The 12,983-nt window shown below is 62.3% G+C and carries 14 protein-coding genes; 11 read left to right on the forward strand and 3 right to left on the reverse strand.

Annotated elements, in window-relative coordinates:
• The first annotated feature begins 79 nt into the window (after positions 1-79).
• Positions 80-1,324: an MFS transporter gene (locus DMX11_RS00790; protein WP_110742621.1), complete on the forward strand. Its 1,245-nt coding sequence runs from the start codon at positions 80-82 to the stop codon at positions 1,322-1,324.
• A 97-nt stretch (positions 1,325-1,421) separates the two neighbouring features.
• On the opposite strand, the gene DMX11_RS00795 is transcribed toward DMX11_RS00790, so the two are convergent.
• Both DMX11_RS00795 and DMX11_RS00800 read right to left on the reverse strand, forming a co-directional pair.
• Complete coding sequence (locus tag DMX11_RS00795) at positions 1,422-2,969, reverse strand: AmpG family muropeptide MFS transporter (RefSeq protein ID WP_110742622.1); 1,548 nt, start codon at positions 2,967-2,969, stop codon at positions 1,422-1,424.
• Positions 2,970-3,012: 43 nt separating this feature from the next.
• Positions 3,013-3,366, reverse strand: coding sequence for an MGMT family protein (locus DMX11_RS00800; RefSeq protein WP_110742623.1), 354 nt, complete (start codon positions 3,364-3,366; stop codon positions 3,013-3,015).
• 152 nt (positions 3,367-3,518) lie between these two features.
• Here DMX11_RS00800 and DMX11_RS00805 point away from each other — a divergent pair, with 152 nt between their 5' ends.
• From DMX11_RS00805 to groL, 5 genes are all read left to right on the forward strand, one after another.
• On the forward strand, positions 3,519-4,529 hold the full coding sequence (locus DMX11_RS00805; protein WP_110742624.1) for a DUF481 domain-containing protein: 1,011 nt from the start codon (positions 3,519-3,521) through the stop codon (positions 4,527-4,529).
• A 167-nt stretch (positions 4,530-4,696) separates the two neighbouring features.
• Entirely contained in the window at positions 4,697-5,428 is a 732-nt protein-coding gene (locus DMX11_RS00810) for a HugZ family protein (RefSeq protein ID WP_110742625.1), read from the forward strand.
• Positions 5,429-5,495: 67 nt separating this feature from the next.
• On the forward strand, positions 5,496-5,957 hold the full coding sequence (locus DMX11_RS00815; RefSeq protein ID WP_096426721.1) for an FxsA family protein: 462 nt from the start codon (positions 5,496-5,498) through the stop codon (positions 5,955-5,957).
• 244 nt (positions 5,958-6,201) lie between these two features.
• On the forward strand, positions 6,202-6,495 hold the full coding sequence (locus tag DMX11_RS00820) for a co-chaperone GroES (RefSeq protein ID WP_016488938.1): 294 nt from the start codon (positions 6,202-6,204) through the stop codon (positions 6,493-6,495).
• 48 nt (positions 6,496-6,543) lie between these two features.
• Positions 6,544-8,184 carry a chaperonin GroEL gene (gene groL / locus DMX11_RS00825; RefSeq protein WP_110742626.1) on the forward strand — a complete coding sequence of 547 codons (1,641 nt, stop codon included), beginning with the start codon at positions 6,544-6,546 and terminating at the stop codon, positions 8,182-8,184.
• A 72-nt stretch (positions 8,185-8,256) separates the two neighbouring features.
• Here the strand turns inward: groL and DMX11_RS00830 are convergent, their stop codons facing one another.
• Positions 8,257-8,985 (reverse strand): phosphatase PAP2 family protein, encoded by a 729-nt coding sequence (locus tag DMX11_RS00830; protein WP_110742627.1) that lies wholly within the window; start codon positions 8,983-8,985, stop codon positions 8,257-8,259.
• Between the two features lie 183 nt (positions 8,986-9,168).
• Here DMX11_RS00830 and colR point away from each other — a divergent pair, with 183 nt between their 5' ends.
• From colR to DMX11_RS00855, 5 genes are all read left to right on the forward strand, one after another.
• Positions 9,169-9,852, forward strand: coding sequence for a two-component system response regulator ColR (colR, locus tag DMX11_RS00835; protein ID WP_003255215.1), 684 nt, complete (start codon positions 9,169-9,171; stop codon positions 9,850-9,852).
• Positions 9,842-11,152, forward strand: a complete 1,311-nt coding sequence (locus DMX11_RS00840) for a HAMP domain-containing sensor histidine kinase (protein ID WP_110742628.1) — start codon at positions 9,842-9,844, stop codon at positions 11,150-11,152. Before colR ends, DMX11_RS00840 begins: the two co-directional genes overlap by 11 nt.
• A gap of 106 nt (positions 11,153-11,258) precedes the next feature.
• Entirely contained in the window at positions 11,259-11,939 is a 681-nt protein-coding gene (locus tag DMX11_RS00845) for a class I SAM-dependent methyltransferase (protein WP_110742629.1), read from the forward strand.
• Positions 11,940-11,945: 6 nt separating this feature from the next.
• Positions 11,946-12,644 (forward strand): lipopolysaccharide kinase InaA family protein, encoded by a 699-nt coding sequence (locus DMX11_RS00850; RefSeq protein ID WP_110742630.1) that lies wholly within the window; start codon positions 11,946-11,948, stop codon positions 12,642-12,644.
• Positions 12,644-12,877, forward strand: coding sequence for a hypothetical protein (locus DMX11_RS00855; RefSeq protein ID WP_110742631.1), 234 nt, complete (start codon positions 12,644-12,646; stop codon positions 12,875-12,877). The genes DMX11_RS00850 and DMX11_RS00855 overlap by 1 nt, the downstream gene beginning before the upstream one ends.
• Positions 12,878-12,983: the final 106 nt, after the last annotated feature.

A 12,983-nucleotide genomic window follows, 5' to 3' on the forward strand; every position in this document is an offset into this window, starting at 1 on the left:
TTTTTACACTTGTTCACAGCAAAAAAACGCCATTTCTGGCATATAGCCTGACCCTGCCTGCCACACCCGATACGCCATCATGAAACCACTGCTGTACATCACCCCTCTGCGCGCCTTGCTGTTCGGCCTGACCCTGGCCCTGTTCGAGCTGCTGACCTATCTGGCCAGTGACGCGGTCATGCCGGCCATGCCGGTGGTGGTCGACGACCTGAAGGCGAGCCCGGAATACATCCCGCACGCCCTCAACCTTTACCTGCTGGGCGGCGTGGTGCTGCAATGGCTGATCGGCCCGCTGGCAGACCGTTACGGGCGGCGCCCGCTGTTACTGGTCGGCTGCGCAGGCTTCGGCCTGGCCTGCCTGGCTACTTTCTGGGTTCATGACATCGGGTTGTTCAACCTCCTGCGCCTGTTGCAGGGCATTGGCCTGGGCTTCGTGGTCACGGTCAGCTACCCGGCCCTCAACGAAGCCTTCAGCGAGGCTGACGCCGTACGCATGATGGCCCTGCTGGCGAACATCGCCTTGCTATCGCCGCTGTTGGGTCCGCTGGTGGGTACCTTGCTGCTGCAATGGCTGGATTGGCGCTGGCTGTTCGTGGCGTTCACCTTCGGCGCCATGCTGACCTGGTTGCTGCTGTACCGGCTGATGCCGGAAACCCTGGGGGTGGAGCGCCGTGATGGGACACGCCTGGCCTTCACGCCAATCCATTTGCTGCCGCTGCTGGCGGGCTATGGCCAGTTGCTGGCCAACCGCCGTTTCGTTGCCGGCAGCGCTGCCCTGGGCCTGGTCGGCTTGCCGCTGATTGGCTGGATCGGGCTGTCGCCGGTGCTGCTGATCCACGACGAAGGGCTGAGCACCATGGAATACGCCTTGTGGCAGCTGCCGGTGTTTGGCGGGCTGATCCTCGGTAACCTGATCATCAACCGTATCGCGGACCGCTATCCGTTGCCGGCCCTGGTGCGCGGCGCGCTATGGCCATACCTGGCTGGCCTGGGCCTGATGGTGCTGGCGACCTGGTACTGGTCGAGCGTAACCAGCGTGGTCGTGGGCATGTCGCTGTATGCCCTGGGCTTGGGCGTGGCCAACGCAGTGTTGTACCGCATGACGCTGTTCTCCAGCGAACAGAGCAAGGGCCTGGTTTCCGCGATGCTGGGGATGATCACCATTGCCTTGCTGGGGTTGGGCGGTGCGCTGCTGGCAATGATTGGTGCCGGCGCCAGCCTGCTGCACTTTGCGCTGGCCGCGGGGGTGGCGGGGGCATTGGCGCTGTGGCCGTTGTGGTTCGTGGTGGGCGGCAGGTCGGGGGAGGGGGCTGTGTTCCAGTAATGGGTTTACCTGCTCTGGTCCTGTCGCGGGCAAGCCAGCGGCCATCTGTGTCGGCTGGCTTGCCTGCGGTAGGAGCAGAACAGGTTGTACCGAGCTGTCAGGGGCGCTCGGTCGCCGAGCTTTCCTGAGCCACCGGCTTGCCCCGCCCGGCCTCCTGACGCCACTGCAGGGCAATCAGGATCAGCGTAGGCACGCCCAGCAGTGCGGTAATCAGGAAGAAGTCGTGGTAACCGAACTTCTCCACCATCACCCCCGAATAGCCCCCAATCAACCGCGGCAACAGCAGCATGATCGAGCTGAGCAACGCGTACTGGGTTGCCGAGAACTTCAGGTTGGTCAGGCTCGACAGGTAGGCGACGAAGGCCGAAGTGGCCATACCCGAGCTGAAGTTGTCCAGCGAGATGGTCACCACCAGCATTTCCAGGTTCGGGCCCATGTCGGCCAGCATCAGGAACAGAATGTTGGTGCCCGCCGATGCAACGCCGCCGATGAACAGGATCGGCATGATGCCGAAGCGTACGATCAGCAGGCCGCCGATCCCGGCACCGACCAGGGTCATGATCAGGCCGAAGATTTTGCTGACGCTGGCGATCTGGTCTTTGGTGAAGCCCATGTCGATGTAGAACACGTTGGCCATCACGCCCATCACCGTGTCAGACATGCGATAGGTGGCGATCAGGCCCAGCAGCAGCAGGGCCTGCCAGCGGTACCTGGCGATGAAGTCGTTGACCGGTGTCAGCACCGGCGCCAGGCCACGGCGACCAAGGCTCGACAGGCACGCCCAGGTCAGCAGCACATAGAGAATCAGGCGCAGGAAGGCGCGGTCTTCCAGCAGCAGGTCGAGCGGCGTGGCATCACCGGAGATGACTGTGGACCAGCCGGTATTGAACATCTGGGTGAAGCTGGCGGGTACCGACACCAGCAAGATGATCAGCACGAAAACCGAGGCCATCTGGTGCACCAGCCCGTAACGCGCTGCCGAGAGCTGGGTACGCATGGGCACTGGCGGTTCGCGCATGACCAGGGTGGTGAACAGCGCGGGCAGCATCATTACCCCGAACATCACGTAGGTGCCGGCCCAGGCCTTGTGCAGGTAGCTGAAACCGGTGGAGCCGAACCACTCGGCGAAGAACAGGGCGCCAGCCGTGGCGAGCAGGGCGGCTACCCGGTAGCCGGCCATGTAGCTGGCTGCCAGCGCGGCCTGGCGTTGGTCGTCGGCGATTTCCAGGCGGTAGGCATCGACGGCGATATCCTGCGTGGCCGAGGCGAAGGCCACCAGCACCGCCATCGCGATCAGCCACGACAGGTGTTGTTGCGGATCGCAAAGGCTCATGCCGACCAGGCCGATGACCACCAGCGCCTGTGACAACAGCAGCCACGAACGCCGACGCCCCAGGCCGCCCAGCAGCGGCAGGCGCCATTGGTCGAGCAGCGGCGACCACACCCACTTGAAGGCGTAGGCCAGGCCGATCAGGCTGGCATATCCAATGGTCTCGCGGGCGACGCCGGCTTCGCGCAGCCACACCGACAGGGTTGAAAACACCAGCATGTAGGGCAGGCCGGCGGCAAAGCCGAGCAGCAAAAGTACCAGGGTTGACGGGCTGGCATAGGCTTCAAGCGCAGCGCGCCAGGTTTTACGGGGCATGGGCCAACATCTGCCTCAAGTTTTCGAAAACAAAGCGCGCACTCTAACCGCTGTGCTCCATTGGGCGCCAGCCATGGCGCGTCATATCCACACGATTGTTGGTTACATTCACACCTTCCGCGCGTAGACGCGCCCGTTGTTCATCCCCCGACGGGGTCCCCAGTGCCAGGCTCAGCCGGCCACCTGCGCCGAGCACCCGGTGCCAGGGCAGGCGGGGATCGGTTGGCAACTGCCCTAGGGTGCGCCCGACCCACCGCGCCGCGCGCCCAAGCCCTGCCAGCTCGGCCAGCTGGCCATAACTCACCACTTTGCCGCTCGGCACCTGGCCAAGCACCGAATATAGCGCCGTTCGTCGGCCTTCGGCGCAATCATGGGCGTGCTCATATCCACCAGGCATCACGCCCCCCTAGGGCTGCAGATGAAACCGGACCGATGGTCCGGGAAATGAGAGTTGAACTCAACGGCATGCACCCGGTCTGTCCTTGCTCTGGTCGTCGGTATCTGGATAATGCCCGGCTTTTTTCGTTGAATCGAACCTGTAGTCCGCTTATGAATACTAGATCCTTGTTGTGCCTGCTTGCAGCTTCCCTGTGTGCGTCCCCGGTGTTCGCCGACACCGTGTGGATGAAGAATGGCGACCGGCTCAGTGGCAAGATCAAAGTCTTCGATGGCGGCAAGCTGCTGCTCGAGACCCCTTACGGCGGCGCCATCGCCCTGGACTGGAAGGAAGTCCAGACCCTGGAGAGCGACCAGGAGATGCTGGTCAAGCAGGATGCCTACAACGGTGAGAGGGCCAAGTCGCTGAAGGCGGCCGAGCCTGGCAAGGTGACCCTGGCCAATGGCGAAGCGCCGAAAACCGTCGAGCTCGCCAGCATCGAGCAGATCATGAAGCCCAAGCCGCTGGTCGAGGACTTCGTGTGGAAAGGCAATGTCGATGTGGCGCTGGACTACAAGCGTGCCGAGAATGACACCGACGACTATGACATCGGCTTCAAGACCACGGCCCGTCATGGCCGCTGGCGGCACAATGCCGAAGGCGAATACAACCGCGAGACCAAGGACGACGTCACTACCACCGACAACTGGAGTGCCGAGTATGCCTTGGACCGCTTTCTCACCGAGAAGTGGTTCTGGCAGGGGCGTGCTGAATACAAGCGCGACCGCATCGAAGACCTGGCCCGCCAGCGTACTGTGGGTACCGGCCCGGGGTACCAGTTCTGGGACGACGAGCTAGGCGCGTTCTCGTTGGGTTCGCTGATCAACCGCACCGATTTCGAGTACCAGGACGGCAGCAAGGACAATTTCTACTCCGCTGCGGTGAAGTGGGACTACACCCGCTACCTGATCGGCAAGAACGTGCAGCTGTTCACCAACGGCGAGTTCGCCAAGCCCTTGGGTGGTGCGGCTGACTACTCGCTGGATGCTGAGGTCGGCCTGCGCTACAAGGTCACCGAATGGGCCTCGCTCAACCTCAAGGCGGAGAAGGACATCATCACCGGGACGCGTGAGAGTGACCTGGACAAGACGCGCTATACCGCCGGGTTCGGCGTTACCTGGTAAGCCGCCGGGGGCGTTTTGCCCCCCCCTGTCGCGACACCATGGCAGGGATCACGCCGGTCAATGTGGGAGCGCCCTTGTGTCGCAATGGGCTGTGTAACAGCCCCATTGGCACTGGAACTAATAATGCTTATCTTGTCTTGATTCAGTCCGCCAGGAGCCGTCCCCAAGTGAGTACCACCGCCATCCGCCCCGCCCGGGAACTGCTGCTCAAGGAATACCGTGGCGTGCTCTCGACCCATTCCAAGTCGATGCCCGGTTTCCCGTTCGGTTCGGTCGTGCCGTACTGCCTGGACGCCCAGGGCAACCCGCTGATCCTCATCAGCCGCATCGCCCAGCATACCCACAACCTGCAGAAAGACCCCAAGTGCTCGCTGCTGGTGGGGGAGCGGGAGGCAGAGGATGTGCAGGCGGTGGGCCGCCTGACCGTGATGGCCGAGGCGCACAAGTTGGTCGACGATGCGGCCATCGAGGCCGCCGCCGAGCGCTACTACCGCTACTTCCCCGACGCGGCCAACTACCATAAGGCCCACGACTTCGACTTTTGGGTGCTGCAGCCGGTGCGTCACCGCTACATTGGCGGTTTCGGCGCAATTCACTGGCTGGACCAGGTAACCCTGGCCAACCCGTTCGCCGGCAAGGCCGAGGCGAGCATGGTCGAACACATGAACAGCGACCACGCTAACGCAATCGCCCACTACGTGGCGCTGACCGACCTGCCACGCCATGTGCAGGCGCAGATGGTCGGAGTGGACAGCGAAGGCATGCACCTGCGTATTGGCCAGGCGGTGCACTGGTTGCCTTTCCCCAGTATTTGCAATACCCCGACACAAGTCCGCGAAGCCCTGGTATTGCTGGCGCGCGCTGACCAGTGGCCGACTGCGGCACAGGTCGAGGGTTGAAAAAACGAGCATCTGCATCCATCTGTAGGTCTCACAGGAAGGGTGTCTTCCAACGAGGATTGCTTTGATGCGTGCTTTTCTACTGTTGTTTCTGCTGTTTCCCGTGCTGGAGCTGTTCGTCTTCGTGAAGGTCAGTGCCGCGATCGGGTTCTTCCCGGCGCTGCTGCTGATCATCGCCGGCTCCGCCCTGGGCGTGCTGGTGATGCGGGTGGCCGGTCTGGCCACCGCATTGCGTGCCCGTGAGAGCCTGCAGCGCGGTGAACTGCCCGCCGAGGACATGTTCCAGGGCATGATGCTGGCGGTCGGTGGTGGCCTGTTGTTGCTGCCAGGCTTCATCAGCGACGTGCTCGGCCTGCTGTGCCTGCTGCCGTTCACCCGTCACCTGGCTGCGCGCAAGATGCGCGAGCGCGCCGAGGCCCAGGCCATGCGCCAGCGTGCGTTCCAGGACGACCCGTTCCAGGCGCAGCCCCGTGAGGGCGGCCATCGGCCGAACGTGATCGAAGGCGAGTACGAGCGCCGCGATAAGTGAAACGCACCGGGGCCGCATAAGCGGCCCCGGTCTTTTTCGGCCTGATGAAAAATTTTGTGTACCTAGCCTTGTAATTGAATATGGCGGCCTCATGTATGTGGTCACCGCAAGGTTTCTGGCGGCAACGCCAGACATTACACAAGTGGTTCGCCCATCGCGGGCCACTTCCCGGCAACGCCGGACAGCATCAACCCGCCGGTGTCGATACCGGCCGATGAAAACCACAATTTGGGAGAGATCGACAATGAAGCTTCGTCCTCTGCATGACCGCGTAGTCATCCGTCGCAGCGAAGAAGAATCGAAAACCGCTGGCGGTATCGTCCTGCCGGGTTCGGCCGCTGAAAAACCAAACCGCGGCGAAGTTGTAGCCGTCGGCACCGGTCGCATCCTGGACAACGGCGAAGTTCGCGCGCTGGCCGTGAAAGTGGGTGACAAAGTGGTCTTCGGCCCTTACTCGGGCAGCAACACCGTGAAAGTCGATGGCGAAGACCTGCTGGTCATGGCCGAGAACGAAATCCTCGCCGTTGTCGAAGGCTGATTTCCCCGACTTCCCGTTACTCCAAAGAAATTCAAGGATTAAACGATCATGGCTGCTAAAGACGTAAAGTTTGGCGATTCCGCTCGTAAAAAAATGCTGGTTGGTGTCAACGTACTGGCTGACGCTGTAAAAGCGACCCTCGGCCCGAAAGGCCGTAACGTGGTACTGGCCAAGAGCTTCGGCGCGCCAACCATCACCAAGGACGGCGTTTCCGTCGCCAAAGAAATCGAGCTGAAAGACGCTTTCGAAAACATGGGCGCCCAGCTGGTCAAGGAAGTCGCTTCCAAGGCCAACGACGCTGCCGGTGACGGCACCACCACCGCTACCGTGCTGGCCCAGGCCATTGTCAACGAAGGCCTGAAAGCCGTCGCTGCCGGCATGAACCCGATGGACCTGAAGCGCGGTATCGACAAGGCCACTGCTGCCGTTGTCGCCGAGCTGAAGAACCTGTCCAAGCCATGTGCCGACTCCAAGGCCATCGCCCAGGTAGGCACCATCTCCGCCAACTCCGACAACTCCATCGGTGAAATCATCGCCGAAGCCATGGAAAAAGTCGGTAAAGAAGGCGTGATCACTGTCGAAGAAGGCTCGGGCCTGGAAAACGAACTGTCTGTCGTAGAAGGCATGCAGTTCGATCGTGGCTACCTGTCGCCATACTTCGTCAACAAGCCGGACACCATGGTTGCCGAGCTGGAAGGCCCGCTGCTGCTGCTGGTCGACAAGAAGATCTCCAACATCCGTGAGCTGCTGCCAGTTCTGGAAGCCGTTGCCAAGGCCGGCCGCCCACTGCTGATCGTTGCCGAAGACGTTGAAGGCGAAGCGCTGGCTACCCTGGTAGTCAACAACATGCGTGGCATCGTCAAGGTTGCTGCGGTCAAGGCACCGGGCTTCGGCGACCGCCGCAAGGCCATGCTGCAGGACATCGCCGTCCTGACCGGTGGCCAGGTCATCTCCGAAGAAATCGGCCTGTCCCTGGAAACCGCTACCCTGGAGCACCTGGGTAACGCCAAGCGCGTGATCCTGTCCAAGGAAAACACCACCATCATCGATGGTGCTGGCGCTGACACCGAGATCGAAGCACGCGTCAAGCAGATCCGTGCCCAGATCGAAGAAACTTCCTCGGACTACGACCGTGAGAAGCTGCAAGAGCGTCTGGCCAAGCTGGCTGGCGGTGTTGCCGTGATCAAGGTTGGTGCCGGCACCGAAGTTGAAATGAAAGAGAAGAAAGCCCGCGTTGAAGACGCCCTGCACGCTACCCGTGCAGCCGTTGAAGAAGGCGTGGTACCTGGCGGTGGTGTTGCCCTGGTTCGCGCCCTGGCAGCCATTGTTGACCTGAAAGGCGACAATGAAGACCAGAACGTCGGTATCGCCCTGCTGCGTCGCGCTGTAGAAGCCCCGCTGCGCCAGATCACTGCTAACGCCGGCGACGAGCCAAGCGTTGTGGCTGACAAGGTCAAGCAAGGTTCGGGTAACTTCGGTTACAACGCTGCTTCCGGCGAATACGGCGACATGATCGAGATGGGCATCCTGGACCCAGCCAAGGTCACCCGTTCGGCGCTGCAAGCTGCTGCTTCGATCGGCGGTCTGATGATCACCACCGAAGCCATGGTTGCTGACCTGCCAGAAGACAAGCCAGCTGCTGGCATGCCTGACATGGGCGGCATGGGTGGCATGGGCGGCATGATGTAAGCCAGCCTTACCCCCTGCACCATCAGAAAGCCCCGGTTCTCACGAACCGGGGCTTTTTCGTTTACCCGAGCATCAGGCTACGCTGCGCTCGGTGACTGGCACCTCAGCCATTCCGTGGCGATACAGAACCAGGTAATACGACCCCAACCCGATCAACCAGCAGAACACGGCCGTCCACACGTTGTGCGACAAGAAGTGCGCCCCTTGCATCATCCGCCCCACACCCAGCACTGATCCGGCTACAAACGCCACTACGAACGCTGCGCGCGCAAGCCGTGGCTTGCGATCACGCAGCATGAAGAACAACCCGAACAGGCAGAACCCGGTCGCCGCATGGCCACCCGGCCAGCACAACCCTGGCTTGTCGGTTGGCGGCCGCGGTTCCAGCAGCTTGCTGTAGGTTTCGGTACCGCCAAACTGGGTCAGGCTCCAGGGGCACTGCACCTGGGTCACCTTTTTCAGCGGCGTCACGAATGCCGTCGACAGGCCCAGGGCCAGCACCAGGCAGCCCAGCTCGCGGCGCCAGCCGAACAAGCGCCGCCAGAAAAAGCTCGCGGCAAAGGTCAGCAGCGACAAAATACCCAGCAGGATCACCCCCTGCTTCACCCGGTCATGCAGGATGTTCTCCAGCAGGTAGCTGTGGCGTCCAATGAACTGCCCGGCGGCGGGGTCGAAGAACAGGTTGGCGACGTCCATGTCGACCGAGGTCAGTTCCAGCAGGATCAAGGCCAGCGCGGTCGCCAGGGGAACTCCCAGGTACAGCCAGTAATTGATCGGACGTGGGCGGGTGCGTTGCTGCATGGCGGCTCCAGGGCGCGGAAAAGATCGGGCATTGTCGGCCGCCCGCTATCCTGTGTCCGTGAAGGATCAGTGAAAAAACCGTCAAGTGCGGTGAATTTTCCGCAGGGCTGGCACCGTGCAGGCATAGGCCTTAAGCTGCGCCTGCCGCGCACCACAGCGAGAAGCGCCGCACAGGAGAAACCGATGCGCATTCTTTTGGTTGAAGACAACCGCGATATCCTGGCCAACCTGGCCGATTACCTGGGCATGAAGGGTTACACCGTCGACTGCGCCCAGGATGGTCTGTCCGGCCTGCACCTGGCCGCCACCGAGCACTACGACCTGATCGTGCTCGACATCATGCTGCCCGGCATCGATGGCTACACCCTGTGCAAGCGCCTGCGCGAAGACGCCCGCCGTGACACGCCGGTGATCATGCTCACCGCCCGTGACCAGCTGGACGACCGGCTACAGGGCTTCCGCTCCGGTGCCGACGACTACCTGCTCAAGCCGTTCGCCCTGTCCGAACTGGCCGCACGCATCGAAGCGGTGCTGCGCCGTGCCCAGGGCGGTGGGCGCCGTACGTTGCAGGTAGCCGACCTCAGCTACGACCTTGACACCCTTGAGGTGACGCGTCAGGGCCGCTTGCTCAAACTCAACCCGGTCGGCCTGAAGCTGCTGGCGGTGCTGATGCAGAAAAGCCCGCACGTATTGCGCCGCGAGGTGCTGGAAGAGGCCCTGTGGGGCGATGACTGCCCCGACAGCGACAGCCTGCGCAGCCACGTGCACCAGCTGCGCCAGGTGATCGACAAGCCATTTGAAAAACCGCTGCTGCATACCGTCCATGGCGTCGGCTATCGCCTCGCCGAGGGCCGCGATGGAGTTTAAGCAAAGCCTTGCCCAGCGCATCATCATTGCCTTTGCGCTGATGAGCGCGCTGGTGGCCGGGGCGTTCGCCTTCGGTATCGTCGGCACCGTGCACCTGGTCGAAGAGCGGCTGATTTCCTCGGTGCTGGGTGGCGACCTGCAGCGTCTGTTGCGTATGGACAGTGTCAGCGACTGGAGTCATCGGCCTCGTCCCGACCAGCTGTTCTATTTCAGTGGCGGCCGTGATGACTTCGAGCTGCCAAAGGACCTGCGCCACCTCGAGCGTGGCTTCCACGAAGTGTTTCGCGACCAGTTGTCTTACCACGCCATGGTCGAGATCGTCGATGGCCGCCGCTATGTGCTGCTGCAGGACCAAAGCGACTTCGAAGAGCGCGAGCGTGTGCTGTTCGCAGTGGTAGTGGTGGGCTTCGTGCTCAGCCTGGTGCTGGCGGTAATTCTCGGCTGGCTGGTCGCGCGCCGGGTAATGGCACCGGTGATCCGCCTGGCGCGCCAGGTGCGTCATCGCGACCAGTTGCTGGGCCTGGCGCCACCTTTGGCGCCGGACTATGCGGCGGACGAAGTCGGCCAGTTGGCGGTGGCGTTCGACGATACCCTGGGCCGCCTGCGCGACGCCCTGACCCGCGAGCGGCTGTTTACCAGTGACGTCAGCCACGAGCTGCGCACGCCGCTGATGGTGCTGGCGACCTCCTGCGAACTGCTGATGGAAAACCCCAATCTCGATACCCGCGCACGCAGCCAGGTAGAGCGAGTGGCGCGGGCTACCGAAGAAATGCGCGAACTGGTCAAGACCTTCCTCATGCTGGCCCGGGCGCAGCGTGACGAGGGCGCGGTGGCGTCGCGAGCGACCCTGCGCGAGGTGGCCGACGAGCTCATCGGGGTGTGGCGCGACACCATCGAGCAGAAAGGCCTGACCCTGTACTTCGATGGCCGCATCAGCGCCAGCCCGGTGCTGTACAACGCCACCTTCCTGCAGTCGGTGATGGGCAACCTGCTGCGTAATGCCGCGCACTATACCGATGCTGGCTATATCCGCCTGAGCCTGGAGGCCAACGGCTTCAGCGTCGAGGACAGCGGGGTGGGCATCCCCGAGGAGCAGCGCGAGGCGATGTTCAAACCGTTCGTGCGGGGCGATGAGCGGCGCGGCGAGGGCCTGGGCCTGGGGCTGTCGCTGGTGCAGCGGATCTGTGACGACCAGGGTTGGCATGTCACCCTTACATCGACCCTGCCGCACGGCTGTCGATTCCACGTGGACCTGACCAACACCACGACCAAGGACGACCTGGACACCCTGGTGGAGTAATCTGTTGTAACAGGTGCCTGGGCGCTAAACATATTTTTCACATTGGCATGACCTGATGCCAACGCTTGCATGACTACTGTGGGCGCAATGAGTCAGGAGATGCCCAATGCGTAGCCCCATCAAGCTTGAATTTTCCGAGAAGTACGACAAAGACCATGCCCGCGAGTACTTCCTCAAGCATCAGGACGGCCTGGCGCGACGCCTTTCCCACAAGCGAGATGAACAATTGGCCCGGCGCGCTCTGGCGTTGGCCGGCGAGCCTGGCCTGGTCCTGGACTTGCCTTGCGGTGCCGGCCGCTTCTGGCCGCTGCTGGCGGAAAAGCCCAACCGGGTCATCATCGGTGCCGACAACTCCGAGGCGATGATCGAGACAGCCTGCGCCGCGCAACCGCCAGAAGTGGTGGCACGGGTACGGCCTTTGCAGACTTCGGCATTTGCCATCGATTTGCCGGACAATTCGGTGGACAGCATTTTCTGCATGCGCCTGTTCCACCACATTGGCGAATCGGCACACAGAAAAACCATTCTGTCGGAATTTCAGCGAGTTAGCCGTGATAGTGTGATCCTGTCGTTGTGGGTGGACGGCAATTTCAAGGCCTGGCGGCGGAAAAAGCTCGAGCAGCGCCGCAGTGCCAGGGCCGATCAGGATAATTACCAGAACCGTTTCGTGTTACCGGCTGAAACGGTCGAAGAAGAATTCACGGCCGCCGGCTTCAGAATCCAGGAACGCCTCGACTTCCTGCCGTTCTATGCCATGTGGCGGGTCTACGTATTGCGTAAGGGGTAGTGTTTGATGGCTGTAGCCCAGAGAGGGGAGTCGCGGTTCGATTTTTACTGGCGCCAGCAAGGCGAGTGGGTCGAGGAGCCTAACCAGCGCCGCGGTGGCGAGAGTGGTGTGCAACGCCTGAACGATGCCGACGGCAAACTGCTGTATGCCAAGCGCCAGGTCGGGCATATCTACCGTAGCCTGCTGCACCCTTTCGGCCGGCCGACCGTATTGCGTGAGCTGGATGCGCTCAACAGCTTCGAGCAACTCGGCGTGCGTGTGCCACGCATCGTCTTTTGTGGTGCCGAGCGTGATGCCGACCACCAGTGGCGTGCGCTGCTGGTCAGCGAAGCGCTCGACGGCTTTGTCGAGCTCGACACCTGGCATGCCGAAGGTGCCCGCGAGCGTTACCCGCAGGTGGTGCATGAGCGCATGCTCAAGGACCTGGCGGATAACCTGGCGCGCATGCACCTGGGCCACTGGCAGCATGGCTGCCTGTACGGCAAGCATGTGTTCATCAAGGTGATTGGCGAGGGCGAGCAGGCCCGTGTCGAGGTGGCGTTGCTCGACCTGGAAAAGTGCCGGCGGCGCATCAGCTGCCAGCGTGCGGCGGGCAACGACCTGCGCCAGCTGCGCCGCCATTCGTCGCTCAATGACGCGGAATGGCAAACGCTGCTCTACTTTTACAAGATGGCGTTTGGCAGCGCTGTCAAAGGGTTAGGGTGATGAAACTAGAAATAGCTCGAGCTTTGTTCCTGATTGCAGGTCTGGCGGTCACCACTGTGGCGGTCGCTGCCTGGGAGGAGCCCAAGCCGACGGTGTTCAGCAAGGCTGAAATGGCCGACCAGTGCGCGCTGCCGCGGGAAGCGAAACCGCAGCAGCAGGCCAAGGTCCAGCCGGATCATGACCTGTTGCTGTTCCTGTTCGGTATGCGCCAGGGATTACGGCCGTTCGGTTGAGCCCGGTGTGAGCTAGAAATACCAGAGGCCCCGCAATAGCGGGGCCTCTGGCTTTTTGGCATCTGCCTGGTCGGGCCTGCTCGGGTGAGCCCGCGAAGAGCCCGGA

Origin of the sequence: Pseudomonas sp. LB-090624, from assembly GCF_003205205.1 — a bacterium.
In the GTDB taxonomy this organism is placed as follows: Bacteria; Pseudomonadota; Gammaproteobacteria; order Pseudomonadales; family Pseudomonadaceae; genus Aquipseudomonas.